Genomic DNA, 26,164 nt, shown 5'->3' with positions numbered 1-26,164 from the left:
AACAATGGATACTTGGATATATCTGCTCCATGGTTTTGAAGTCGCATTAGTACCTAAAAACCTGGTCATTGCATTAATCGGCTGTTTTATCGGGACTGTTGTTGGGTTACTGCCTGGTCTTGGTCCCATAAATGGGGTGGCTATTTTGCTGCCATTGGCTTTTGCGTTAAAATTACCCGCTGAATCTGCGCTGATTTTATTGGCAACTGTCTACATTGGTTGTGAGTATGGCGGCCGTATCTCTTCAATATTACTAAATGTACCGGGAGATGCCGCTGCCATTATGACAACGCTTGATGGTTACCCTATGGCAAAACAGGGACGCGCGGGGGTTGCACTCTCTATCTCTGCTGTGAGTTCGTTTTGTGGCTCACTTTTGGCTATCATGGGTATCATTTTATTTGCTCCACTTTTAGCACAGTGGTCTTTAGCATTCGGGCCTGCTGAATACTTTGCACTCATGGTATTTGCCATTGCTTGCCTCGGCAGCATGATGAGTCAAAATCCCATAAAATCACTCCTTGCCGCCTTAATCGGTTTGGCCTTAGCAACCGTGGGCGTTGATGCTAATACCGGCGTTTATCGTTTCACCTTTAATAACGTGCACCTCTCCGATGGTATTCAATTTATTGTTGTCGTCATTGGGCTATTTTCCGTCAGTGAAATTTTATTGATGCTGGAGAGTACTTCTGCGGGGCAAAAAGTCATTCGCCAGACAGGGCGTTTGCTATTCAATCGGAAAGAAGCGGCAGCGTGTGCAGGACCAACCTTACGCTCATCAGTGATTGGCTTTTTTGTGGGAATATTACCCGGTGCAGGGGCGACAATCGCTAGTGCAATAACCTACATGACAGAAAAACGGATCAGTGGTAACAGTGATTCATTTGGTAAAGGTGATATCCGCGGTGTCGCTGCACCGGAGGCCGCCAATAACGCATCAGCCTGTGGTTCATTTATTCCTATGCTGACTCTCGGTGTCCCCGGTTCAGGTACAACCGCTGTGATGCTGGGCGCTTTGACACTTTATAACATCACTCCCGGTCCTACCATGTTCACCGAACAACCTGATATTGTCTGGGGGCTTATTGCTGCTTTGTTGATCGCCAATATTTTGTTACTGATCATGAACATCCCGATGATTGGGCTATTTACCCGTATGTTGAGTATCCCAATGTGGTTCTTGGTTCCTTCAATAGCCATCGTTTCCGCCGTGGGAGTATATGCCATCCACAGTACCACTTTTGACCTTATGTTGATGGTCGGGTTAGGTGTTTTCGGCTACATACTGCGAAAAATGAATTTCCCAATGTCACCACTGATTTTAGGTTTCGTCTTAGGCGAAATGCTGGAACAAAACCTACGACGGGCACTTTCAATCAGCAATGGAGATTTTGAGATCTTATGGAGTAGTACTATCACACAAGTTTTGCTGATTCTGGCGGTATTGGTCATTGTTATTCCGCCCATTCTGCGCATCATTAATAAACGCCGCAATAAAAATAGCCAATCCACATAATCAATGGATTGGCTGTAAATTTTTTATTACTTAAAAAATCAGTTTGAATACTTGCGCATCACCAGGGATGCATTTGTACCACCGAACCCGAAGCTATTGGACATCACTGTCCTTAGCTCGCGTTCGGTAGGTTCAGTAATAATATTCATGCCCTGTGCTTTTTCATCCAGGTCTTCAATATTAATGCTTGGTGCAATAATGCCATGCTCCAACATCAACAGGCTATAAATCGCTTCATGAGCACCTGCTGCACCCAATGAATGCCCTGTCATCGCTTTAGTGGCGGAAATGGCAGGTGTATTGTCGCCAAAAACCTCTCTAATGGCTTCCAACTCTTTCAAATCACCAACTGGTGTCGAAGTTCCGTGGGTATTGATGTAATCGATTCCACCTTCAACACCATCTAATGCTATCTTCATACAACGCACAGCGCCTTCTCCAGAAGGAGCGACCATATCTGCGCCATCTGAATTTGCCCCGTAACCGATAATTTCAGCATAAATATGCGCACCACGGGCTAAGGCGTGCTCTAATTCTTCAACAACCACAATACCGCCACCACCCGCGATCACGAAGCCATCGCGGTTCTGATCATAAGTACGGGAGGCTTGTTCCGGTGTTTCATTATATTTAGTGGAAAGTGCTCCCATTGCATCAAATTCACAAGCCATTTCCCAGCTTAATTCTTCACCACCGCCGGCAAAAATAATATCCTGCTTACCGAGTTGGATTAATTCAACGGCATGGCCGATACAGTGTGCAGAAGTTGAGCAGGCAGAACTGATGGAGTAGTTGACTCCCTTGATCTTAAACGGTGTTGCCAAACACGCTGATACACCGGAAGCCATTGCCCGTGTGACCATATAAGGCCCAACGCCACGCAATCCACGGGCACGCATACCATCTGAACCTGCGACTTGGTTATAGGGAGAGCCTCCTCCTGAACCGACAACTAATCCAGTACGCAGGTTAGAAACTTGTTCATCGGACAGGCCGGAATCTTTAATTGCCTCATCCATTGCCAGATAAGCATAAATCGATGCGTCACTCATGAAACGTAAAGTTTTGCGGTCAATCAAACCAGCAGTATCCAGTTTTACATTTCCCCAAACATGGCTGCGCATGCCCATTTCTTTAAATTTTTCTGAGAAAGTTATCCCGGAACGGCCCTCTTTCAGAGATTCCAACACCTCTTTCTGGTTATTACCAATACTGGAAACAATACCCAGACCGGTGATTACTGCACGTTTCATTACTTACCTCATCAATATGTTTACCTGCGGGATTTATTCACCTGCACTTTAGCTTACACTTGTAAGCTGAACAAGTCCGATCAGGTTAAAAATTCAAAGAAAAATTGATCTTGACTCAACGTTAAAGCTTTGTCATGGGTGGTGCAACTAAACGAAGACCGTTAAAATCCACCTATTATTGTTATCAACAGTACAGGCATTATTGTGAAAAGCAGCGCTATCAGCAACGCAACCCTAAGCTGGAATGAACAGGGCACCCCCATTTCAGAGCAGTTTGATGATGTTTATTTTTCAAATCAAGATGGCTTGGAAGAAACATTATATGTATTTTTGAAAGGTAATCATTTTCCTCAACGTTTTAATACACACTCCCGTCCAGAATGTGTTATTGCAGAAACGGGATTCGGTACTGGATTGAATTTCCTGACACTTTGGCGAGCTTTCTCCCATTTTAAACAACAATATCCTGAATCTGTATTAAAACGGCTGCATTATATCAGTTTTGAAAAATACCCATTAAAACCATCTGACCTGAAAACAGCACACCGGCGTTGGCCAGAATTTAAGGCATTTTCTGCGCAATTATGCCAACAATGGCCCTTAGCACTGGCGGGCTGCCATAGATTAATTCTGGATAATGGCGCTATCACCCTGGATCTTTGGTTTGGGGATGTAAATGATCTATTACCGAAAATAAGTTCAGGCCTGACAGAGAAAGTGGATGCCTGGTTTTTAGATGGTTTTGCGCCAGCAAAAAATCCACAAATGTGGAGTGAACAGTTGTTCGCTGCAATGGCAAAATTTTGTCGTCCTGAGGGTACGTTTGCCACCTTTACCTCCGCTGGCATAGTCCGCCGAGGATTGCAAGCCGCAGGCTTTAATGTCACTAAGGTTAAAGGTTTTGGGCGTAAAAGAGAGATGTTGACCGGTACGCTATCTTCATCAGGTGGCCCACTTCGCTTACCTTATGAACCCTGGTTTTCTCGCAAAGCCGCTACCTGTACCGATGATATTGCCATCATTGGTGGGGGTATTGCCAGCGCACTTACTGCACTTGCCCTAGTGCGCCGTGGTGCCAAAGTCACACTATATTGCCAGGATGCACAACCGGCCCAAAATGCATCCGGCAATCAACAAGGAGCCATTTATCCCTTACTGAATGGTAATGCCGATCCATTAGAACGCTTCTTTACATCAGCATTTACTTTTGCCCGCCGTCAGTACGATCAATTAATTGACGAAAATGTATCGTTTGACCATCAATGGTGTGGTGTCAGCCAACTAGCTTATGATGAAAAAAGCGCGAAGAAAATTAGCAAAATGCTACGGACAACGTGGCCAGAAGAAATAGCCCTCGGTATGAACCGTAACCAATTAAGCCATGCCAGTGGAATAGATGTTAATTATGATGGCATTCACTATCCACAAGGAGGTTGGTTATACCCCGCACAACTGACTCAAGCAGTAATTAAACTGGCTGAACAACGTGGAATGCAGGTTTATGTTAATCATAAAATAACTCAGCTCATTCAGAGTGAAAATGGCTGGCAATTGCAGATTGAACATAAGGAAAACCTGCAATGCAAGGATCACAACGTTGTCATTATTGCCAATGGTCACTGTCTGCCACAATTTGAACAGACTAAAAAACTCCCTGTAACCGCTGTTCGCGGTCAAGTTAGCCATATTCCAACTACAGATAGCCTGAGCCAATTGAAAAGTGTACTGTGTTACGATGGCTACATGACGCCTGTTAATCCTAATAACCAATATCACTGTATCGGTGCCAGTTATCAACGTAATCAGTTGGATACACTGTATTCTTCTATCGAGCAACAAGAAAACCGAGATCGTTTATTAAAATGTTTCCCGGATGTTGATTGGCCACAGGAAGTTGACATTTCAGAAGAGAAGTCTCGCCAGGGTATCCGCTGTGTCATTCGAGATCATATGCCAATGGTCGGGAATGTTCCTGCTTTCAGTGAACTTATGGATAAATATGCAAATTTATCTCTGCAAATAAACACTAATAAAATGATTGAAGAATCTCCTTGTTACCCAGACTTATTTATTCTTGGTGCGTTGGGTTCACGGGGATTATGTTCCGCTCCGTTAAGTGCAGAATTATTAGCTAGCCAAATTTTCGGTGAACCTCTGCCGCTTGATGACGAGACATTAGCGGCTTCACACCCAAATCGCTTTTGGGTTAGGAAGCTATTACGCGGCAAAGCAGTAAGAACAGAAAAACCTTGAAGCCGTTTATTCTGTTGCATCAGGCATGGAAAAATTATGTCTGATGCAAGCTCCGGTTCGGGCAACTATTTATTGGGTAGCTCCTCATTTAAAGTTGATATTTTTTGATGTATATACCAATCCAACTTCAAGATGCGCGTTATATTTACTATAAAACGATCAATAAAGATTTAATTATCACTCTTTACTCTCATTATTGATGATGCACTACAAATATTTTTGTAATTGAAGATGGAGAGTTACTCAATTCAAGCAAAAAATAAAGGGCTATATGCATAGCCCTAAATAAAGTTATTTCTATATCAAGTAATTAGTCTTTTGCACCATCCAGCAGTTTTTGCCAAGTTGCCAAAACCAAAACCTGATCAGGGGGAGTCAGTTCTCCCACTTTAATGGCTTTGTGGATGCTTTCTTCAACACGTTGATGGAGCTGTTCAATCGTATTCGCGCCTTCTTCCTCTAATTCAGCAACAGCTAATGTCAGGTGCCCGCGGAGGTAACCACCAGCAAATAAGTCGTCATCACTGGCATGTTCAACCTTATCATCAATTTGCGCCAGAATACGTGTTTCAAACTCTGCGAGCATCATTTTTTCCTCAAAATCAATTTCAGTTAGCAAAGAGATCTTCCGGGTAAGGAAAATGCTCTGCTTTTAATGGTGGCGTATTGTAAAACGATTGCAGACCCTGAATAAAGCGTGCAGCTCGTGCTGGTATCCCATTTTCAAGGTATTGCATGACTTGCGCATGCACTTTTCGCTGAAAAGTAAGGCGATCCGGCTCAAAATCGCCTTCAAGGTTGTCACAACTGACATTAAAGGGAAATCCCGCCGCTACACAGAATAACCACTCCAGCGACTGTGGTTTAATCTCCACTTTTTCAAACTCTCCCTGAGTTTGAGCATCACGCCCATCAGGGCAATACCAATAACCAAAATCGATCAGTTTGCGACGCTCTTCACCCGCAATGCACCAATGAGAAATTTCATGTAATCCACTGGCGTAAAAACCGTGGGCAAACACTATCCGGTTATAGTTAACTTCATCATCTACAGGCCGATAAATCGGCTCACCATCACCTTTTATCAGACGGGTGTTATAGTCATTGCTAAAGCAATTATCAAAAATTTCAATCAGTTGTTGATAATGATGTGCGGTCATGTATTAATGCCAGATCCTAAATCAAAAATAAAATGCCAGCCAAGAACGGATGGTATCTCCGTGCTGATCATAAAGAAGTTTGATGCTCATCAAAAAGGAAATTGTCACCAACAGCGGGCGAATGAGTTTCTTCCCTTTGCTCAACACCAAACTCGCCCCTAATCGCGCGCCGATTATCTGGCCTACCAACATCACAACGCCCGCCAGCCATAAGATCTGTCCACCAAGCACAAAGAATCCCAAGGCTCCGATGTTAGATGCCAAGTTCAGTACCTTGGCATGGGCCGTCGCTTTCGCCAAATTGTAGCCACAAAGCATGACATAAGAGAGTGCGAAAAACGATCCCGTTCCCGGCCCAAACACGCCATCGTAGAAGCCAATACCACATCCGGCAAGGCAACCAAATGCCATTGGGCCAAGACGATGTTGCCTATCTTCTGCTCCAATATTTGGTACTAAGAGGAAATAAAGGCCGATAATAATCACTAATGCCGGCAATAAATAACGCAGAAAATCCGGTGACACAAATTGAACCAGCAAAGCTCCCAACATCGCGCCAATTATCGTCATGAAGATAGCAAAACGCTGGGAACGCAAATCCACTACACCACGGCGGATAAAATAAAGGCTGGCCGAGAAAGAGCTGCCTATAGCCTGTAACTTACTTGTTGCCAGTGCCTGGACAGGAGAAACCCCCATCGATAGCAACGCAGGAATGGTTAATAATCCACCGCCTCCTGCAATAGAATCGATAAACCCCGCCACCATCGCAACCAAAAAGAGAAAACCGTAAATTTCCGGTCCCAATAATGACCATTCCATTATGCATTTCACCAGAAAACTGCTTGCCTATTCTCATGATACCTTTCAGCACCAACCGAAGTGGATATCAGGCGCCTCTTCCCGAATTACCAGCGCGGAAGCGATGGTATCACATCAGCACACTGTGCCCGCTGGCGCAGTAAGTGATCCATCAGCACAATCGCCATCATGGCTTCTGCGATAGGTACGGCACGAATACCAACACAAGGATCGTGGCGGCCACGAGTTACCATATCCACTTCCTCTCCCTGACGATTGATAGTCCTGCCTGGCACCATAATGCTGGATGTCGGTTTCAACGCGATATGTGCAATAATTGGCTGACTACTGCTAATTCCGCCTAAAATGCCGCCAGCATGATTACTGGTAAACCCCTGCGTCGTCATTTCATCGCGGTTTTCGCTGCCACGTAAATTGATCACACCGAAACCATCACCAATTTCAACACCTTTGACCGCGTTAATGCTCATCAAAGCATGAGCGATGTCTGCATCCAAACGGTCAAAAACCGGCTCTCCCAATCCGGCCGGTACGTTTTCAGCAATTACACTGACTTTCGCACCGATAGAATTCCCCTCTTTTTTCAATGTGCGGAGTAATTCATCAAGCTGAGTTAGCTTACTTGCATCCGGACAGAAAAAAGGGTTCTGTTCAACCTGCTCCCAATCTTTCAGTTCACAATGAATATCGCCCATCTGAGTGAGGCAAGCACGAATAAGAATGCCGTGTTTTTCCAACAGATATTTTTTAGCAATTGCCCCTGCTGCAACGCGCATGGCGGTTTCACGGGCAGATGAACGCCCCCCGCCACGGTAATCACGCAACCCGTATTTCTGTTCGTAGGTATAGTCAGCATGGCCCGGACGGAAAACATCGTTAATTGCACTGTAATCTTGTGAACGCTGATCGGTGTTCTCAATCATCAGACCAATGCTGGTGCCTGTTGTCACGCCGTTAAAAACACCGGAAAGAATGCGAACTTGATCGGGTTCACGACGTTGTGTCGTATAACGGGACGTTCCCGGACGACGCCTGTCCAGGTCGATTTGTAAGTCAGCTTCTGTGATAGCAATGCCCGGTGGAACACCATCGACAATGCATCCCAGTGCGATCCCGTGAGATTCACCAAATGTGGTGACACGAAAAAACTGCCCAATACTATTTCCTGCCATTCCTACCCTGCCATCATTATTTGCGTTACCAATGAGATCGAATAACAATAACTCACCCAATGATTAAAACCTATCTTATTTCAGTAATTTTATTTGCCTTTTATCCTTACTTTTTCGAGCAACAATATTGCCAGCTACGACTCGAAATCCACTGGATATATACGCGATAAACGTCAAGTTATAATCCGCAAGACGACGCGGAGCCTTATATTTCCCCGCTGCGCGGGGACATATAACACGCATCCTGAAGTTGGACTGGTATAGATACAATTTATATGAAATAGCCGTTTTAACCATTAGATGAATGAAAAAAATATCAGTCTTTGAATGGCTGGAAATATTCGTGATATTCAACAAGCTGCTGACGAGTCAGTACGAAAACACCATCACCATAATCATGTTCGAATGTCAGCCATTTGAAGGGTACTTCCGGGTATTGCTCAATCAGGTGTACCATACTGTTACCTACTTCACATACCAGTATTCCCTCTTCTGAAAGGAAATCCGGGGCAGTTGCCAGAATACGACGAACCAAATCCAACCCGTCAATACCTGCTGCCAAGGCTAATTCAGGTTCATGATCGTATTCCTGAGGAAAATCACTCATATCTTCTTCATCGACATAAGGAGGATTAGTCACAATGATGTCGTATTTCATCGATGGTATATCATGAAATAGATTTGAACGAATCGGGATGACACGGTGAGAAAGCTTATGATTCTCTATATTTATTTCTGCAACTTCCAAAGCATCGGGAGAAATATCAACAGCATCAACTTCGGCTTCTGGGAAGGCATGGGCACAAGCAATTGCAATACAACCGCTTCCTGTACAAAGATCCAAAATTGTCGATGGCTGACGTGAGATAAATCCTTCAAAATGGTTTTCAATCACATCTCTAATCAGTGAACGTGGAATCAAAACTCGCTCATCGACATAAAATTCATGACCACAGAACCAAGCGCGATTTATCAAATAAGCAACAGGAACACGTTCATTAATACGACGCAAGACAAGTTCCACGATGCGTTGGCGCTCTGTTGATGTCAGGCGGGAAGCCATCATTGAATCAGGAACATCCATAGGCAAACGCAATGAAGGGAGAACTAATTGCAGAGCCTCATCCCACGGATTACATGCCGTATGTCCACAATAGATATCCGATTCGCTAAAACGGCTGGTAGACCAACGCAACATATCTAAAATGGTACGCAGCTCTGCAACAGCCTCATCGACTAAAATCTTATCCAAAAAACACCTCCAAACAACAAAAAAGATATATCAACTCGTTAGTTTGCCACGTTCCCGGACACAAATCAGCTTTCTGAATAGATGAATTATCTTAGGAATTGAAAAGGAGAGTGATAATACGAAACCACCCTACACAGGCAGGGTGGCATGTTTAGGTTATCTGGTGATTATTTATTCTTTTTCACCCATAGGTAATAGCTTATGGTCAATAATGCTATCCATACTATCCCAACGTACAAGGCGATGCGGGTATTGGGGAAATAACCTAATACCGCAATAACAAAGGCCATAAAAGCAATAGTCAAAGCCGGTGCGACAGGCCAGAAAGGCACGGGGAATTTGAGCTGTCTGGCCTCTTCTGCCGGCATTTTTCGACGCATGATATATTGTGACAGCAAAATCATCAGCCATACCCAGACGGTTGCAAATGTTGCAATAGACGCAATGATGATAAAAATTTTTTCCGGCAATAAATAATTTAAAAGCACGCCCACCAGCAAGATCCCTGACATCACCAGCACTGTTACCCACGGTACACCGTTTTTAGTCAGTTGAGTAAACGAGGCAGGTGCCTGTTTTTCTTGTGCCATGCCATACATCATCCGTCCTGCGCCAAAAATATCACTGTTAATCGCGGAAATGGCGGCGGTAATGACGACAACATTTAAAATATTGGCGGCGGAATCAATGCCCAGACTGGAAAATATCTGGACAAACGGGCTGCCATTTTGTCCCACTTGATTCCACGGATAAATGCACATCAAAACAAACAGCGTAAGGACATAGAACAGTAAGATACGCAACGGAACCGCATTAATTGCACGCGGAATGGATTTTTCCGGGTTTTTAGCTTCACTGGCAGTAATGCCGATGACTTCAATACCACCAAAAGCAAACATAACGACGGTGAGCGAAGCAATGACTCCCGCGAGGCCGTTTGGCATAAATCCGCCATGATCCCATAAGTTCGACAGGCCTGTGGCATGCTTAGACGCCTGACCAAACCCATACATCATGATGGCAAAACCGCCGACGATCATAGCGATAATTGCAACAACCTTGATGATAGACAGCCAAAATTCCATTTCACCAAATACTTTGACATTACACAGGTTGATGGCACCAATAAAAAAGACAATGCCAAGTACCCAAATCCACTGGTCAACATGGGGAAACCAGAGCTTCATGTAGATACCAAATGCGGTGACATCAGCAAGACAAACAACCAGCATTTCAAAGACATAAGTCCATCCGGTCAGAAAACCCGCCAATGGCCCTAAGTAATGGGTGGCATAGTAAGAGAAAGAGCCTGGTGCAGAGCGATGAACCGCCATTTCCCCCAAAGCCCGCATGACCATAAAAACGGCGGCCCCCCCCATTGCATAAGCCAGCAATACCGCTGGCCCTGCGGCTTTAATGGCACCTGCCGAACCATAGAAAAGACCTGTACCAATTGCCGAACCCAGTGCCATAAATCGAATGTGGCGAACGCTCAACCCTCGCTTGAGTTGTGAGATGCTTTGCATGATTTATCCTTGTGTCTTTTATTATTAGATTGGAAAAGATAAATACTACGATAAGGCCGGATAAAATCCGGCCTTATACGATGTGTTTTTACTTAATTTTCTAAGATACTTCCGGCAGGCAACAAGGCAGAAAGTTGCTGCTCGGCCAACAACTGGATTGCTACATCAATATCCGGGGCGAAAAAGCGGTCTTTATCATAATGTGCAACTTTATCGCGGAGAATATGGCGGGCTTTTTCCAATATCTGACTACTTTCCAAACCATGACGAAAATCTATGCCCTGGCAAGCCGTCAACCATTCTATCGCTAAAATACCACGCACATTATCTGCCATTTCCCATAAGCGACGGCCTGCGGCAGGTGCCATTGAAACGTGATCTTCTTGATTGGCAGACGTTGGCAGACTATCGACACTCGAAGGATGTGCCAGTGCCTTGTTCTCACTTGCCAGCGCCGCCGCCGTCACCTGCGCAATCATGAAACCGGAGTTAACTCCGCTGTTTTCGACCAAGAATGGCGGTAACTGCGACATATTGCTGTCCATCAGCAAAGCAATGCGGCGTTCTGACAATGAACCGATTTCTGCCAAAGCAATAGCCAGATTATCCGCTGCCATAGCAACCGGTTCAGCATGGAAATTACCACCAGAAATCACCTCATCTTCTTCGGTAAAGACCAGGGGATTATCAGAAACGGCATTGGCTTCAACCATAATGACATCAGCCGCATGGCGGATTTGGGTTAAACAGGCGCCCATCACCTGTGGCTGGCAACGCAACGAATAAGGATCCTGAACTTTCGGGCAGTTTTGATGAGAGGCAGAAATCTCACTTTGTTCTTCCAATACCAGACGGTAAAGGGCGGCCACATCAATCTGACCTTTCTGTCCACGGACTTCATGAATACGAGCATCAAAAGGTTTACGGGAGCCAAGAGCAGCTTCAACAGACAAGGTGCCACAAACAATCGCTGATGCGAGTAAATCGTCGGCGGCAAATAGCCCTTTTAAGGCAAAGGCGGTCGAAACTTGTGTACCGTTGAGCAGTGCCAATCCTTCTTTTGCGACAAGACACATCGGCTCAAGCCCTGCTTTTTCCAGCGCCACTTTTGCCGGGAGCCATTCGCCACGATAACGGGCCTGCCCTTCTCCCAACAATAACAAGCTCATATGCGCTAATGGTGCCAGATCACCGGACGCCCCTACTGAACCTTTGCCTGGAATACAGGGATACACTTCAGCGTTGACCAGGGCAATCAATCCCTGAATCACAGCCGGACGAATGCCGGAATAACCACGGGCAAGGCTATTAATTTTCAACACCATAATCAATCGGACAATTTCATCCGGCAGAGGCTCACCCACGCCCGCCGCATGTGACAACACGATAGAACGCTGCAACTCTTCTAAATCCTGCTCTGCAATACGGGTATTCGCCAGCAAGCCAAAACCGGTATTGATACCATACGCGGTTTTATTTTCACTGATAATGCGATTCACACAAGCGACACTGCTCTCAATGGCCGGAACGCACTGTTCGTCCAGACGAATCTGAACAGGGTGCTGATAAACATGACGTAGTTCTTCAAGTGTCATTTTTCCCGGATGAATAGTAATGTTTTTCATTTTAACAACGCTCCTTATTTTGCATCAGCCACTGGCAGGTTTAACATTGGCAGGTTTAGTCCCTGTTCTTTCGCACACTGGATAGCCAATTCATAGCCCGCATCCGCATGGCGCATAACGCCGGTTGCCGGATCATTGTGTAAGACGCGGGCAATGCGTGCAGCCGCTTCATCCGTTCCATCACAAACAATGACCATGCCGGAATGCTGAGAGAATCCCATACCAACGCCACCGCCATGATGCAAGGAAACCCACGTCGCACCACTGGCTGTATTCAGTAAGGCATTCAGCAATGGCCAGTCAGACACTGCGTCAGAACCATCTTGCATGGCTTCAGTTTCACGATTAGGGCTGGCGACCGAGCCGGAATCCAGATGGTCACGACCAATGACGATTGGTGCAGAAAGCTCCCCACGGCGAACCATTTCATTGAATGCCAAGCCTAATTTGGCGCGATCGCCCAATCCCACCCAACAAATACGGGCAGGCAAGCCCTGAAAACTGATGCGCGCTCTCGCCATATCTAGCCAGCGGTGTAAATGGTCATCATTCGGCAGCAGCTCTTTTACCTTGGCATCGGTTTTATAAATATCCTCAGGATCACCGGAAAGTGCCGCCCAACGGAAAGGTCCGATACCGCGACAGAACAGAGGGCGAATGTAAGCAGGAACAAATCCGGGAAAATCAAAGGCGTTTTCAACACCCGATTCTTTCGCCATTTGGCGGATATTATTGCCATAATCGAAGGTAGGCACACCTTGTTTCTGGAAAGCCAGCATGGCTTCAACATGTGCGGCCATTGACGCTTTTGCCGCCCGGATAACCACTTCTGGCTCACTTTCAGCACGACGACAATATTCGTCCCATGTCCAACCAGCTGGCAAATAACCATGTAATGGATCATGGGAGCTGGTTTGGTCTGTCACCATATCAGGACGTACACCACGGCGTACTAACTCAGGTAAGATTTCTGAAGCATTACCACATAATGCGATTGAGATTGCTTTACCTTCCCGGGTATAACGCTCAATACGCGCCAAAGCATCATCCAGATCAACGGCCTGTTCATCCACATATTTGGTACGCAAACGAAAATCAAGGCGGCTTTGTTGGCACTCTATGGTTAATGAAGAGGCACCAGCCAATGTTGCAGCCAGTGGCTGTGCTCCTCCCATCCCCCCCAGGCCTGCCGTCAATATCCAGCGGCCGGTCAAGTTGCCGTTGTAGTGTTGGCGGCCTGCTTCGACAAACGTTTCGTAAGTTCCCTGTACAATGCCCTGACTTCCAATGTAAATCCAGCTACCGGCGGTCATCTGACCATACATAGCCAGCCCTTTGGCATCCAGTTCGTTAAAATGTTCCCATGTTGCCCAATGGGGCACCAAATTCGAGTTGGCAATTAATACACGCGGAGCATTTTCATGTGTTTTAAACACCCCCACCGGTTTACCTGATTGCACCAACAGGGTTTCGTCATTGTCCAGATTTTTTAAGGTTTCAACGATTTTTTCATAGCATTCCCAGTTTCTGGCGGCACGGCCAATGCCACCATAAACCACCAATTCGCAGGGATTTTCCGCCACATCGGGATCAAGATTATTCATGAGCATACGAAGTGGTGCTTCGGTTAGCCAGCTTTTTGCTGTGAGTTGTGGCCCTCTGGGAGAGCGGATGGTTACGTTGCTGAATTTATTATTTTGCGTCGTCACGGTTTTTTTTCCTATTTCATTTTTGTGAATTTTGTTAATTTTATAGTTGTATATACATGTATATTCAATAGGCAAAAATGTGACACAGATAAAGTTGATGATGCGGAGCACAACACTATTCGTGATAAAAATCAATAAGATGATATTGATTTATTTCGTAATAAACGGGGAGATATTTTTACTGGTTTTGTGTTTAATATCACATTGATTTTACATTATTGTCACAATGATTAATGAAAAACCTCTCCCTCCCAATAAGGAAAAAGAGGTTTTTGTGGCGTGATTTTTTATAACTTACAGGAAGACTATGAATTAAATCGCCCTTTTAATTTATATCGATGACCAGGAAACAATAATCTGGCACTGGAAACAATAAACGCTTTCGACCAGGTTCGGCGGCTAATTAATAAACAAGGTGTGCTTGCTTCAATTTGTAATAACCGACAAGAAAGGGCATCTCCCGCCACAGCTTCAACAATATGCTCCCCTTCGGTTAATGGCGCTACCTGAGATAAATAATCATGGGCGGTTTGTTGCCGAAAATCTTGCCTCAAATATTCCGGTGCCGCCTGAACATTGACATAGCGATCTTCAATTTGCACAGGTATCTCATTTTCATAATGCAAAATGATGGAATGGTAGAGAGGTGCCCCTGCTGCAATACTGAACTCCACAGCCTGAGTGATATTGGCGGTCACTTCAGCGAGTTTCAGCACCTTGCAACTATGTCGGTTAGAGCGGGAAGCAATTTCATCTGCAATACTGTGAATTTCAAATAACGCAGATTGTCCTTTTGGCTCAGAGACAAACGATCCCACCCCCTGCAAACGAAATAGGAAACCTTCTGCCGTTAACTCCCTCAATGCCCGATTAGCCGTCATACGACTACAGCTAAATTGTTTGACTAATTCCGCTTCCGAAGGAACCCGATCATGCGGTTTCCATTTCCCTGTATAGATCTTTTCAATAATCGCTTGTTTGACTTTTGCATACAGGGGCACCGGTTTGGCATAGATATCTGGTAAGTCGTCTGTCACTGTCCCTTCCTTCTCACTTTTTACGCTCCCCACCCGTTAGTTATTCCACCAGTGCACCAACTGCCAGGCAAGGCGAGCCGCCGCTTTCCCCCCCATTCCCTGAATATCATACAAAGGGTTAAGCTCCACTAAATCCACGGCCTGCAATTTTTTGCTCTGACAGATGAGTTGAACCAATGGCAATAAACGCTCCAGCGGAACTCCCAATGCCGCAGGCGCAGAAACGGCCGGCATTTGCCAAATTGGCAGCACATCCAAGTCGATAGTCATATAAATGATATCAACCTGATTAATGATATCTTGTAATTGCTGCTGTACCTTATCCAACATGGATTCAACACAGTGGGTATCCCAAATAATCGTGACATCAAGATGATTAGCTTCATCCAGTAATGCCTGGGTATTTGATGCCAGGCTGGCGCCAACACAACTGTAATTAAATGGACGCTGGTGTTGCTGGCAGTAATGCGCAAGTTGCCGAAATGGAGTGCCTGATGTAGGCTGCGGTGAATGGCGCAGATCCAAATGGGCATCAAAATTGATGATACCAACTCGCTGCTCCGGGAACGCACGGTAAATTCCCATCCCATGTGCAAAAGCCGTTTCATGCCCACCACCAAAAATCAGCGTTTTCATATTATGCTGCTGGCATTCATAGACAGCATCACTGAGCGCCTGCTGGGCTTCACTCAGTTCGCCTGAATCAGCGCGAATATTTCCCAAATCCACTAACCTATCATGGCCGTCATAGCTCGCCAGATTTGTCAGCGATTGGCGCAGATATTCTGCTCCCAGTTTTGCTCCCGGACGCCCCTGATTCAGTTTAACACCTTCATCGCATTCAAAACCCAATAGCGCAATGTGATGGGGAAATCCGGCTGGGGAGAAACTGGCGGGCTGTTTTATTGTCTGGAATATCCGTAAGGCATTATTGGCTTCTGCAAGATCATTACGCCCCTGCCAACTATTTTCTGATGTTGGATGCCATAAATTCATATTTTTCCCTCACCACCATTAATTAAAGCCATTTAAGTCATCACGATGCGTCATTTCACCATGATAAATACGATAAACCAACGGGTTATGTCCCAGTTCATATAAGATATCCACCGGATCCCGGGCATCCCAAACGACAAAGTCTGCCGTAAAACCCGCAGCTAATTGACCGTGACTACCCGCTCGTCCCAGTGCCTGAGCTGCATGAATAGTCACGCCTTGCCATACTTCTTCCGGTGTCAAACCAAATTGTACGCAAGCCATATTCATCATCAGACGCAAAGAGGCAAAAGGACTCGTGCCGGGATTAAAATCTGTCGAAATAGCCATTGGAACGCCATATTGGCGCAATAATGCAATCGGGGGACGTTGAGTTTCTCTCAGGAAGTAAAATGCCCCCGGCAGTAACACAGCCACGGTTCCACTACGACTGAGAGCCTCAATTCCTTTTTCATCCAAATGCTCAATGTGATCCACTGATAAACCTTGATATTCAGCAACCAGTTCACTTCCGCCCAAATTGGAAAGTTGCTCAACATGACCTTTTACGGGGATATTCAGGCGCTTTGCGGTTGCAAAAAGGCGTTTGGTCTGTTCCAGATTGAAACCAACCGTTTCACAAAATACATCTACAGCTTCGAATAACTGTTTTTGCCAAAGAGTAGGCAGGATGGAGCCACACACTAAATCAATATAGGCATCAGGATCATGTTTATATTCAGGTGGGACGGCATGGGCAGAAAGTAATGTCGGGCTAATTTCGATGGGATTTTTCTGTGCCAATGCCCGCACGACATTTAACTGTTTCTCTTCATTTATCAGATCCAGCCCATAACCGGATTTCATCTCAATCGTTGTCACGCCTTCGGCCATCAGTGCATTGAGACGTTTCTGGGAGACACTTTCCAACTGTTGAGCTGAACTGTTGCGGGTGGCATTCACTGTCGAATTAATCCCTCCCCCTTTGGCACTAATTTCTTCATAAGAAACCCCATTCAAGCGCTGTTCCCACTCAGAGGCTCTATTACCGCCAAAAACTAAGTGAGTGTGGCAATCGATTAAGCCAGGGGTGATCAGGCGCTGCTCTGCGTCAATGACCTTACATTGGTTGGCGGGTACGCTATCTGTCGGCACAACCGCTAAGATTTTTTCGCCCCGCACAATAAGGTCATGCTGCTCTAACATGCCATAATTGCTTTCACCAGCCATGTGATCCATTGTGGCAAGTTTGGCATTGCGCCATATGACATCAGTGTCTCTTAGTTCAATCGACATTGTACTATCCTGTTATTTTTGTTGTTTGTATCAGAACTCATGTTGTATATACATTTATTTTATAACCAGACATCATTGTCAAATTATTTTGTGAACATGTTGTTACTTTAAATGATAACTATCAGGAAAAATCACAAAAAATCAGGTACACTTGCCAAAAGTTGTGAGTAAATGAACGTGTAATGAAGAAAAAATATCAATTAAACACAGAAGACATCAGCCTATTCAGGACGTCTGTCACGGGAACCCGGCGCATTGCACAAGATACGGTTTCCCATCCCCCGAAGAGAAAAAAAATTAACCGTATTGCCCCTGAACGCTTGAAGCAAGAGCAAGCTGATGCCAGTTATTATTTTTCCGATGAATTCCAGCCAAATTTGGATATGGAAGGCCCGACCCGCTACATTCGGGAAGGTGCCAGCCATTATGAATTAAAGAAATTGCGACGTGGCGATTATTCCCCTGAACTGTTCCTAGATTTACATGGGCTGACTCAGTTACAGGCCAAACAAGAAATGGGGGCATTAATTGCTGCCTGCCGTCGAGAGCATGTCTATTGTGCCTGCGTTATGCATGGACATGGTAAACATATTCTCAAACAACAAGCCCCGCTATGGCTTGCCCAACATCCTGATATTATTGCCTTCCATCAAGCTCCCAAAACGTGGGGAGGGAACGCTGCGTTACTCATTTTGGTAGAGATGGATGAATTTACGCAGCGCTAACTTGTTTTTCTATTTAATTAAATTGCCTAAAAATTAAGGTGTCTGGTCAGGATTTCGCCGCTAATTGTGCAGGGGATGTTTGCCATAACAGACACCCTTTTTCCGTTTGGTGATCCAACTCGACACAAGCAATGCTGGATGTCGCAAACATCGGCGGAGTTTGCCCCGGACAAAGCTCAGACACCAAATAGCCGACCAACGGTAAATGAGAAACTATCAATACAGATTTATACCCTTGTGTTGACAAAACGTGCAAGTAGCTGGCAACCAACATTACATCTCCCGATGGCGTTAACTCAGCCAGTATTTCTTCCTTGTCGGGAAGCACCAGGTTTTCTCGTACCGCCTTCAATGTTTGTTCTGCCCGGATATAAGGACTGACCAGAACACAGTCGATGTCAGGCGATTGTTGCGAAAGCCCATGAGCCATTTGCTGTGATTCTTGATATCCTCTGGAGGTCAATTCCCGCGCTGCATCACTGATGGCATTCAAAGCAGCATCACCATGACGCATAATAAAAACGTACATAATCCACCGTTAAGTTAATTGTGAATCTGCCTCAAAATAACCCACACTTTAGCTTTTCAAACCATGAATAAACAATTAATTATTTCCTATAAAAAATCGGCCCTTAATGACAAGAGCCGACCTGACTGTTTTAACCAATGAAATTCAAGCTATACGTGAAATTTCTTTTTCTGTTCTGCCATCCGAATTAAACCCTCACAGGGCGTAAATCTTTCGCCATATTGCGTCTCCAGACGACGTAAAATTTCTACAACTTTGTCACTGCCAAACTTATCAATATAACGGAATGGCCCGCCCAGGAACGGTGGGAACCCAATGCCAAATACAGCACCAATATCACCATCACGTGGACTTCTGATAATCCCCTCATCCAAACAACGCACGGCTTCATTGAGCATGAGCATCACACAACGCTGGGCAATGTCAGCAGGCAACATCTTTATCGCGGGTTTGATCTTTAATAAGGAATAAATCGAAGCATCCACTTCTTTGGATTTTTTTCTACTCGTATATAAATAGAAACCGCGGCCATTCTTCCTGCCCTTTCGGTCATCTTGCAAAATTGCAGCCAAAATCTCTGGTGCCGCAAATCGACTGCCCAATTCTTCTACTAAAACAGGGATGATTTTAGTACCCACATCGATGCCAACTTCATCCAGCAGATTGATGGGACCAATAGGAAAACCAAAATTCAGCAAAGCATTATCGATATGTTCAACCGGCTCACCTTCCAATAAACAATAACCTGCCTCATTAATGTAAGGTGTTAGAATTCGGTTCACATAAAAACCCGCTTTATCCCCGACTACAATCGCTGTTTTTCCCTGTTTCTTGGCTAACGCTACGGTCGTTGCGATCGTTTTTTCACTCGTTCCCTCATGTGGAATAACTTCCACCAGCGGCATTTTGTCTACCGGACTGAAATAGTGAAGACCGATCACCTGCGCTGGCCGAGTCGCCGCTTCAGCGATCTTATGAATTGGCAATGAAGAAGTGTTAGACGCAAAAATGGTTTCGGGTTTTGTATTCTCTTCAATCTCTGCAACCATTTTGCGTTTCAGGACTAAATCTTCAAATACCGCTTCAACCACAATATCAGCTTGCTTAAACCCACTGTAATCGGTCGTTCCTGTCAATAGAGACATCTGACGAGAACGCTCACTTGATTGCAAACGACGCTGTTTTACCCGCTTAGAAAGGAGATCCCAGGTATATTTCAAGGCCTGATTAATGCCTCTTTCATTAATATCTTTAATGCGAGCAGGCAAATTCCCTCGCGTCACGGTCACATTGGCAATACCGCCCCCCATCAGGCCGCCCCCCAAAATCCCCACATGTCTGATTTCGGCGGGCGGTTCTGAAGAGCCAGTTTCATTCTTCAACGTTGTAGAAGCAAAAAACAGACTCCGCAATGCTTCTGATTCTTGTGTCATCGCCAGTTCACCAAACGCCCTGGCTTCAAGCTGAAAACCTTTCTCAGAGCCTTTTTCCAGGCCGGCACGAATCACATTGATGATTTTTTCTGGTGCGGGATAATGGCCACGAGTTTTTTCGCGCGTTTTTTTATGAACCATCTGGAATAACAACGGCCTGCCTAATGCACTTGCCAGTATGCGCTGTGACCATGCCAATGGCTTACGTTTCACGATGCCTTTTTTAACATACTGCACAGCAACATCCAGCAAGATATCTAAAGGAACTGCGTCATCCACAACGCCCAGCCGTTGCGCCTGTTTTGCCTTGAGCTGACGGCCGGTCAATATGATGTCTAACGCAGCACTGACACCAATCAAACGAGGCAATCTTTGCGTTCCGCCTGAACCGGGTAATAACCCAAGCTGAACTTCCGGCAAACCAAGACGGGTTTTCTCATCCAAAGAACAGATTCGCGTATGACAAGCCAATGCCAACTCCAGCCCACCACCTAAACATGCGCCATGGATCGCGGCCACAATCGGTAAAGGATAACTGGCAATCTGCGCAAACAGTTTTTGACCTTTTTCAGCCAATGCTGTCGCTTCTTCCTGAGATTGGCAGTGAGCTATCATGCTAATATCAGCACCAGCAATGAAGGTATCTGCCTTGCCGGATACAATAACCAGCCCTTTCAAGCTTGAAACTTGTTGCGCTTTTTCAAACATGATCAGGAACTGTTCAACAAATTCAGCTTTCAGTGTGTTGACTTTCTCTCCGGGTACATCAATGGTGATAATTCCCACCTTGTCGTCCCTGACAGAAAAACGGAATACTGATTGCTCCGGTTGCATTGCTGCTGACATAACCGTTTCTTTTTCAGCCTGAGCCATTATTCTACCTCCAATACCATTGCTGCACCCAAACCACCAGCGGCACAAGCTGTTGTTAACCCAAGACCACCACCACGGCGATGCAATTCATTCAACGTCTGGGTAACCATTCTGGCGCCTGTCGCCGCGAAGGGATGCCCATAAGCAATTGATCCACCCAATACATTGAATTTATCCATATCCACTTCACCTATTGCCTGAGAACGCCCTAACTTTTCACGGGCAAATTTCTCACTGGCAAACATGTTTAAATTCGTTAATGTTTGGGCAGCAAATGCTTCATGCATGTCGATAAGAGTAAGCTCATTCAGGGTGATACCCGCACGATCCAGTGCCAGCGGGGTTGCATAGGACGGTCCCAGTAACATGTCCTGCCAAACATCAATGGCAGAAAATGCATAACTGCGTAAATACCCCAATGGAACCATACCGAGTTCTTTGGCAACCGATTCACGCATTAACATTACTGCCGCTGCACCATCAGTCAATGGTGTACTGTTTGCTGCGGTAACTGTGCCATATTTACGATCAAAAGCCGGGCGCAATTTGGCATAAGAAGCTAAGGTGGAGTTTTTTCTGATATTGTTATCTTCTGCCAATGTCTTACTGTATGGCGGGAAATATGCCGATATTATTTCCTTTTGCAAACGCCCTTGCTCCCAGGCTTTAGCAGCTAATACGTGGGAGCGATGCGCAAGTGCATCCTGATCTTCGCGACTGATATGATACGTTTTTGCCATCTGTTCAGCGGTATCCCCCATTCTCAACCCTGTAGAATATTCAGCAACGGCTGGGGATACAGGCAATAAATCACGGAGTTTCAATCGGCTGAGTAATTTTAATCGTTGAGAGAGGCTCTTGGCTTTGTTCATGTCAACTAACGTGTGCGCCAGTGACTTAGTCACTCCGATGGGCAAAACGGATGAAGAATCCGCACCTCCGGCGATCCCTATATTGACTGTCCCTGCCATAATACTTTCAGCCACATTTGCAATTGCCTGAAAACTCGTCGCACAGGCGCGGGAAACACTATAGGCATCAGTATTTACACTTAAGCCTGCCCCCAGAACAATCTCCCTTGCAATATTTGGTGCTTCCGGCATTTGAACCACCTGTCCAAAAACCAATTGGTCGATCTTCTCAGGCGACAAACCGCTCCTAATGACCAGCTCGCTTACAACAGCCTTTCCTAAGTCAACAGCCGGAATACCGTGGTAGAAAGTTGCCTGTTTCGCAAAAGGAATGCGCAACCCGCTGACAATAGCGACACGTTCCTTTTGCGGTATTACTTTTGTTGAAGAACGACCCATAGCAACTCCTAATCATTATTATTAACTAAATCAATTGATTAAAAATATTTACTCACCCCATAAGAGGTCAGACCTGATGATGCATTGTTAACGCAATGTTGGAAAATAGCAAATAGGAATAAACGAAAAATGAGAACAAACTCAACTTTAAACTATTTATAATTTATACAACTTAAACGAAGAATGTGCGACAGGAGTACAAAGAGAAGGCAATGATTTACAATCGATTACAAGTGATTTTCTCACTGATTGGCATGACAAAACAATGAGAAAACCATTGTTCAGAGTGAATTAACGCAAGCCTAACTGAAAGATGAGGGCTTCCGCTTGGCAGCTAAAGGTAAAGTCCACAGATAATTGCATTCCACCGTCAACCGCTTCGATACTATGGCGTATAACACAGGGATCAGATTCCACTGATTTTGCCTTTTTGATCAACATATTAAGCATGACTTCGGCGTCTTGTTCACTCGCAAAAATACACTGATAAGAAGCGGTGCAGTCTTCATTATCAATAACAGTTCCCACATCAACACAGCAGCAAGCTGCCGTCTCTTCGGCATTACAGCGGTTAATCGCATCAGACATTTAAAGTTACTCCGGCTAAAAAACTTGCTGATAATTCTACGTTTTCCTGACTACCGATAACCAGCACTTACGCTGTTTAAAGCCATTTATCTCACTGTTTATTGATCTGACCACGTCAACAGAAACCCGTTTACACTTCATTAACGTAAGTTGTCTGTTTTTTGTTAAGTAAGTCCCAATTTAAGAATCATTTTAGTTGTATTTAGAAAACATTCTTGCAACATATTCTATTATCAAGCCTATACTTCGTGCACTGGTCTGATTTGTCATTATTGTCATTGTTGTCATTGCGACAAATCGACTCTACAATCCCGCGCTCTCAGCTACTTGAGTGGCATGTTAATAATAATTAGACAATGAGGTTTGGTTATGGACCAGAAAAACCTATTTACACGTTCAGCATTAGCAATGGCGGTTGCCATTCTCTCATCCAACGCTGGTGCTGCTGGTTTTCAATTGAATGAATATTCATCATCAGGACTAGGCCGTGCATTTTCTGGGGCAGGTGCTGTTGCAGACAACGCTTCCGTAGGCAGCCGTAACCCTGCGGCCATGACCTTATTTGATCGCCCGTCATTTTCTGGTGGTTTGGTGTATGTCAACCCAGATGTTGATATTACCGGGAAGTCACCTGTTACGCGTCAGAGCACAAATGCTAAAAACATCGCACCACATGCATGGATCCCAAACCTGCATTTTATCGCTCCAATTAATGATCAGTGGTATATTGGCGCCTCTGCGACTTCTAACTTTGGCTTGTCTACCAACTTCAGTAATAATTATTCTGCTGGTCCCATTGGTGGAAAAACATCGCTCAAGACTGTGAACTTTAATCTGAGTGGCGCTTACAAATTTAATAATCAATTCAGCTTTGGCTTAGGTGTTAATGCTATTTATGCCGATGCTGAAATCGTTCGTCATATGGGCGAAGTCGGGCCAGCATTAACAGGAATGATTCACAAAATTAACCCAAAATCTAAGGCTAGCATCCCTTCAACTACTGAAGGTGCCCGTTTGGAAGGCAAAGATTGGGGTTATGGTTGGAATGCAGGCCTTTTGTACCAATTTGATGAAAATAATCGTTATAGCTTAACTTACCGTTCTAAAGTTAAAGTGAAGTTTAAAAAAGGCGATTACAGCAATGAACTGCCTAATATTCCTGCTAACCCGGCGCTCGGATTTCCTGGCATAAATGGCCTTGGGGGTAATACCATCAAAGGAACATTGGATCTGAATTTACCGGATATGTGGGAATTCTCAGGCTATAACCGCGTTGCACCACAATGGGCAATTCACTATAGCTTCCTGTATACAGGCTGGAGCGAATTTAAAGAATTACGTGGTAAAAATAAAGATTCCGGCAATACCTTATTCCACAAACACGAAGGTTTCCGCGATGCTTACCGTATCTCACTAGGTACAACTTACTACTATGACGATAACTGGACATTCCGTACCGGTATCGCTTTTGATGAAAGCCCTGTACCCGCCAAAAATCGTTCTATCTCCATTCCGGATCAAGATCGTTTTTGGTTTAGCTTAGGAACCACTTATGCATTCAATAAAGATGCTTCTGTAGATGTTGGTGTTTCCTATATGCGTGGTAAAAAAGTACATGTTAGCGAAAAATTGCAAGAGGGCGCCCCTGCTCCTTTCAATTCATCATATGAATTCGATTCCAAAGGAACCGCATGGTTGTATGGTATAAACTTTAACTATACGTTCTAACTACATACCGTAACCCCAAAAAGGATAGCGCCCGCTATCCTTTTTTGATTATAAGTCCGAATTAATCTATAGAATCCAATTCATCTTGAATACTTGCCGCATTAGGATTTTTTTCCGGCGCCAATATGCCGCCATTGGCCATGAAATCGTGGCGTTGGAAGTAAGCATCGCGCATCATCAAATAAGGATCTGAAGAGTTCTTTAACAGGCCATCAGAATCCAGCAAGCGAGCACGGGTTTCTATACCTTGGAAAACCCACTTGCCTACCGACATCCAACCCGTGAAATAACTCAATATGGGATAAGTCATATCCGCCAAGTTACCGCCTTCATCACGCAATGTAAAACTACCGTAACCGGGCAGAACAGTATATGGACCATACCCCACGTTATAGTATCCCAATGTGCTACCAAAACGCACCGGATCTTCTTTTGCCAGTTTGGGGTTTGCCATGGAAGCAACATCAATAAGCCCTCCCATTCCCAACAAGGTGTTCAAAAAGAAACGGTTGAAGTGTTTTGCACCTTCATGAACATCACCACGCAAGAAACTGTTCACCATACTGGCTGGCTCTTCGAGGTTGCTCATAAAATTACCAATGCCATTTCGTGCAGGCATCGGCACATAATTACGCCAGGCTACAGCAACAGGACGCAGTACATATGGGTCGAGAACATCATAATTAAAGTTGAACATAACACGGTTAAACCCTTCCAGCGGATCAGAACGCCCCTGCTCTATCGTATTTGATGAACTGGCACATCCCACAAGTAAGACGGCTGTAAGAGCAACCCCGCTCAGACGATACTTCATATTGTTCTCCATATAATTATTTTTAGATATCAATTATCGTGCTGTATACCAGCTATTGCACCCAATATGTAAAATATACTGCCAATCTTTCATTAATGGTAATCAAAAAGAGTGGTGATTATATAGGCAAACAGTTCGTTATGCCTTATCTCTGACAAGAAAAACAGGTATACTGCGCTCCGCTGTCCCCTTAGTTAAACGGATATAACAAGCCCCTCCTAAGGGCTAGTTGCAGGTTCGATTCCTGCAGGGGACGCCAAACGAACCTCTCTCAACGTCTACTAAAGTCTCTCAATCCCAGATAAATAAAGCCTTACAGCCTATTCAGAATCTTTTTCAAACGTGACTATTTTTCCTGTATCCTATCGGAATGAGAAAAGCCTATATTAGTGATATCAGTCGAGACGTTTTTCAGGAAATTGAACCCTTGTTGCTCAGCAGTCGAAAACGCACACGTCCCCGAAAAGTCGATGTGTATGACGTGTTTTGCGCACTGCTATACCTACTCAAGAGTGGTTGCCAGTGGGATATGCTCCCCAGTGATTTTCCCAGTAAGAGTACCGTGTAC

At 44.9% G+C, this 26,164-nt stretch carries 22 protein-coding genes and 1 tRNA gene; 6 read left to right on the top strand and 17 right to left on the bottom strand.

Annotated elements, in window-relative coordinates:
• Nucleotides 1–4 precede the first annotated feature (4 nt).
• On the top strand, nt 5–1,516 hold the full coding sequence (locus ABLA76_RS03595) for a tripartite tricarboxylate transporter permease (protein WP_348986892.1): 1,512 nt from the start codon (nt 5–7) through the stop codon (nt 1,514–1,516).
• Between the two features lie 38 nt (nt 1,517–1,554).
• On the opposite strand, the gene fabB is transcribed toward ABLA76_RS03595, so the two are convergent.
• Nucleotides 1,555–2,769, bottom strand: coding sequence for a beta-ketoacyl-ACP synthase I (fabB, locus tag ABLA76_RS03590; protein ID WP_348986891.1), 1,215 nt, complete (start codon nt 2,767–2,769; stop codon nt 1,555–1,557).
• 204 nt (nt 2,770–2,973) lie between these two features.
• Here fabB and mnmC point away from each other — a divergent pair, with 204 nt between their 5' ends.
• Complete coding sequence (mnmC, locus tag ABLA76_RS03585) at nt 2,974–5,022, top strand: bifunctional tRNA (5-methylaminomethyl-2-thiouridine)(34)-methyltransferase MnmD/FAD-dependent 5-carboxymethylaminomethyl-2-thiouridine(34) oxidoreductase MnmC (RefSeq protein WP_348986890.1); 2,049 nt, start codon at nt 2,974–2,976, stop codon at nt 5,020–5,022.
• A 310-nt stretch (nt 5,023–5,332) separates the two neighbouring features.
• Here mnmC and ABLA76_RS03580 read toward each other — a convergent pair whose 3' ends face one another.
• The 11 genes from ABLA76_RS03580 to hutI form a co-directional block, all read right to left on the bottom strand.
• The gene (locus ABLA76_RS03580; protein WP_348986908.1) at nt 5,333–5,608 is read right to left on the bottom strand and encodes a YfcL family protein; all 276 of its coding nucleotides are present in this window, start codon (nt 5,606–5,608) and stop codon (nt 5,333–5,335) included.
• Nucleotides 5,609–5,630: 22 nt separating this feature from the next.
• The gene (locus ABLA76_RS03575; protein ID WP_348986889.1) at nt 5,631–6,182 is read right to left on the bottom strand and encodes an elongation factor P hydroxylase; all 552 of its coding nucleotides are present in this window, start codon (nt 6,180–6,182) and stop codon (nt 5,631–5,633) included.
• A gap of 21 nt (nt 6,183–6,203) precedes the next feature.
• Nucleotides 6,204–7,004 carry a sulfite exporter TauE/SafE family protein gene (locus ABLA76_RS03570; protein WP_348986888.1) on the bottom strand — a complete coding sequence of 267 codons (801 nt, stop codon included), beginning with the start codon at nt 7,002–7,004 and terminating at the stop codon, nt 6,204–6,206.
• Nucleotides 7,005–7,090: 86 nt separating this feature from the next.
• Nucleotides 7,091–8,176 carry a chorismate synthase gene (gene aroC, locus ABLA76_RS03565; RefSeq protein ID WP_047767133.1) on the bottom strand — a complete coding sequence of 362 codons (1,086 nt, stop codon included), beginning with the start codon at nt 8,174–8,176 and terminating at the stop codon, nt 7,091–7,093.
• Nucleotides 8,177–8,492: 316 nt separating this feature from the next.
• Nucleotides 8,493–9,428 carry a 50S ribosomal protein L3 N(5)-glutamine methyltransferase gene (gene prmB, locus ABLA76_RS03560; RefSeq protein ID WP_348986887.1) on the bottom strand — a complete coding sequence of 312 codons (936 nt, stop codon included), beginning with the start codon at nt 9,426–9,428 and terminating at the stop codon, nt 8,493–8,495.
• A gap of 167 nt (nt 9,429–9,595) precedes the next feature.
• Complete coding sequence (locus tag ABLA76_RS03555) at nt 9,596–10,954, bottom strand: amino acid permease (RefSeq protein WP_348986886.1); 1,359 nt, start codon at nt 10,952–10,954, stop codon at nt 9,596–9,598.
• Between the two features lie 92 nt (nt 10,955–11,046).
• Complete coding sequence (gene hutH, locus ABLA76_RS03550; RefSeq protein ID WP_047767039.1) at nt 11,047–12,579, bottom strand: histidine ammonia-lyase; 1,533 nt, start codon at nt 12,577–12,579, stop codon at nt 11,047–11,049.
• Between the two features lie 14 nt (nt 12,580–12,593).
• Nucleotides 12,594–14,288 carry a urocanate hydratase gene (gene hutU, locus ABLA76_RS03545; RefSeq protein ID WP_348986885.1) on the bottom strand — a complete coding sequence of 565 codons (1,695 nt, stop codon included), beginning with the start codon at nt 14,286–14,288 and terminating at the stop codon, nt 12,594–12,596.
• A gap of 305 nt (nt 14,289–14,593) precedes the next feature.
• A complete protein-coding gene (gene hutC, locus ABLA76_RS03540; RefSeq protein ID WP_348986884.1) occupies nt 14,594–15,325 on the bottom strand; it encodes a histidine utilization repressor in 732 nt (243 codons plus the stop codon).
• A 36-nt stretch (nt 15,326–15,361) separates the two neighbouring features.
• Nucleotides 15,362–16,321, bottom strand: coding sequence for a formimidoylglutamase (gene hutG / locus ABLA76_RS03535; protein WP_348986883.1), 960 nt, complete (start codon nt 16,319–16,321; stop codon nt 15,362–15,364).
• 18 nt (nt 16,322–16,339) lie between these two features.
• Nucleotides 16,340–17,596: an imidazolonepropionase gene (hutI, locus tag ABLA76_RS03530; protein ID WP_348986882.1), complete on the bottom strand. Its 1,257-nt coding sequence runs from the start codon at nt 17,594–17,596 to the stop codon at nt 16,340–16,342.
• Between the two features lie 182 nt (nt 17,597–17,778).
• On the opposite strand from hutI, the gene smrB reads away from it, so the two are divergent.
• Nucleotides 17,779–18,321, top strand: coding sequence for an endonuclease SmrB (gene smrB / locus ABLA76_RS03525; RefSeq protein ID WP_348986881.1), 543 nt, complete (start codon nt 17,779–17,781; stop codon nt 18,319–18,321).
• A gap of 46 nt (nt 18,322–18,367) precedes the next feature.
• Here the strand turns inward: smrB and sixA are convergent, their stop codons facing one another.
• The 4 genes from sixA to ABLA76_RS03505 all read right to left on the bottom strand — a co-directional run bounded on the left by sixA (nt 18,368) and on the right by ABLA76_RS03505 (nt 23,054).
• Nucleotides 18,368–18,850, bottom strand: a complete 483-nt coding sequence (gene sixA, locus ABLA76_RS03520) for a phosphohistidine phosphatase SixA (RefSeq protein ID WP_348986880.1) — start codon at nt 18,848–18,850, stop codon at nt 18,368–18,370.
• Between the two features lie 149 nt (nt 18,851–18,999).
• Nucleotides 19,000–21,156: a fatty acid oxidation complex subunit alpha FadJ gene (fadJ, locus tag ABLA76_RS03515; protein WP_348986879.1), complete on the bottom strand. Its 2,157-nt coding sequence runs from the start codon at nt 21,154–21,156 to the stop codon at nt 19,000–19,002.
• Nucleotides 21,156–22,466: an acetyl-CoA C-acyltransferase FadI gene (gene fadI, locus ABLA76_RS03510; protein ID WP_348986878.1), complete on the bottom strand. Its 1,311-nt coding sequence runs from the start codon at nt 22,464–22,466 to the stop codon at nt 21,156–21,158. Before fadI ends, fadJ begins: the two co-directional genes overlap by 1 nt.
• 291 nt (nt 22,467–22,757) lie before the next feature.
• Nucleotides 22,758–23,054: a YfcZ/YiiS family protein gene (locus tag ABLA76_RS03505; RefSeq protein WP_348986877.1), complete on the bottom strand. Its 297-nt coding sequence runs from the start codon at nt 23,052–23,054 to the stop codon at nt 22,758–22,760.
• A 369-nt stretch (nt 23,055–23,423) separates the two neighbouring features.
• On the opposite strand from ABLA76_RS03505, the gene fadL reads away from it, so the two are divergent.
• Complete coding sequence (gene fadL, locus ABLA76_RS03500) at nt 23,424–24,782, top strand: long-chain fatty acid transporter FadL (protein ID WP_348986876.1); 1,359 nt, start codon at nt 23,424–23,426, stop codon at nt 24,780–24,782.
• A 61-nt stretch (nt 24,783–24,843) separates the two neighbouring features.
• Here fadL and mlaA read toward each other — a convergent pair whose 3' ends face one another.
• Entirely contained in the window at nt 24,844–25,596 is a 753-nt protein-coding gene (mlaA, locus tag ABLA76_RS03495) for a phospholipid-binding lipoprotein MlaA (protein ID WP_348986875.1), read from the bottom strand.
• Between the two features lie 184 nt (nt 25,597–25,780).
• Here mlaA and ABLA76_RS03490 point away from each other — a divergent pair.
• Nucleotides 25,781–25,855, top strand: a tRNA-Arg gene (locus tag ABLA76_RS03490).
• Nucleotides 25,856–25,966: 111 nt separating this feature from the next.
• On the top strand, nt 25,967–26,164 hold a 198-nt coding region (locus ABLA76_RS03485), incomplete at its 3' end, for a transposase (RefSeq protein WP_348986874.1).

This window comes from Xenorhabdus sp. SGI240, from assembly GCF_040081915.1.
Classification (GTDB): domain Bacteria; phylum Pseudomonadota; class Gammaproteobacteria; order Enterobacterales; family Enterobacteriaceae; genus Xenorhabdus; species Xenorhabdus bakwenae.
This window is presented reverse-complemented; position numbering and strand designations above follow the sequence as displayed.

Bases quoted from the DNA above. Each gene is read 5' to 3' on its own strand.
- ABLA76_RS03595 (WP_348986892.1), top strand. From the start codon at position 5: ATGGATACTTGGATATATCTGCTCCATGGTTTTGAAGTCGCATTAGTA.
- fabB (WP_348986891.1), bottom strand. From the start codon at position 2,769: ATGAAACGTGCAGTAATCACCGGTCTGGGTATTGTTTCCAGTATTGGT.
- ABLA76_RS03580 (WP_348986908.1), bottom strand. From the start codon at position 5,608: ATGCTCGCAGAGTTTGAAACACGTATTCTGGCGCAAATTGATGATAAG.
- ABLA76_RS03575 (WP_348986889.1), bottom strand. From the start codon at position 6,182: ATGACCGCACATCATTATCAACAACTGATTGAAATTTTTGATAATTGC.
- ABLA76_RS03570 (WP_348986888.1), bottom strand. From the start codon at position 7,004: ATGGAATGGTCATTATTGGGACCGGAAATTTACGGTTTTCTCTTTTTG.
- aroC (WP_047767133.1), bottom strand. From the start codon at position 8,176: ATGGCAGGAAATAGTATTGGGCAGTTTTTTCGTGTCACCACATTTGGT.
- ABLA76_RS03555 (WP_348986886.1), bottom strand. From the start codon at position 10,954: ATGCAAAGCATCTCACAACTCAAGCGAGGGTTGAGCGTTCGCCACATT.
- hutH (WP_047767039.1), bottom strand. From the start codon at position 12,579: ATGAAAAACATTACTATTCATCCGGGAAAAATGACACTTGAAGAACTA.
- hutG (WP_348986883.1), bottom strand. From the start codon at position 16,321: ATGAATTTATGGCATCCAACATCAGAAAATAGTTGGCAGGGGCGTAAT.
- hutI (WP_348986882.1), bottom strand. From the start codon at position 17,596: ATGTCGATTGAACTAAGAGACACTGATGTCATATGGCGCAATGCCAAA.
- smrB (WP_348986881.1), top strand. From the start codon at position 17,779: ATGAAGAAAAAATATCAATTAAACACAGAAGACATCAGCCTATTCAGG.
- sixA (WP_348986880.1), bottom strand. From the start codon at position 18,850: ATGTACGTTTTTATTATGCGTCATGGTGATGCTGCTTTGAATGCCATC.
- fadJ (WP_348986879.1), bottom strand. From the start codon at position 21,156: ATGGCTCAGGCTGAAAAAGAAACGGTTATGTCAGCAGCAATGCAACCG.
- fadI (WP_348986878.1), bottom strand. From the start codon at position 22,466: ATGGGTCGTTCTTCAACAAAAGTAATACCGCAAAAGGAACGTGTCGCT.
- ABLA76_RS03505 (WP_348986877.1), bottom strand. From the start codon at position 23,054: ATGTCTGATGCGATTAACCGCTGTAATGCCGAAGAGACGGCAGCTTGC.
- fadL (WP_348986876.1), top strand. From the start codon at position 23,424: ATGGACCAGAAAAACCTATTTACACGTTCAGCATTAGCAATGGCGGTT.
- mlaA (WP_348986875.1), bottom strand. From the start codon at position 25,596: ATGAAGTATCGTCTGAGCGGGGTTGCTCTTACAGCCGTCTTACTTGTG.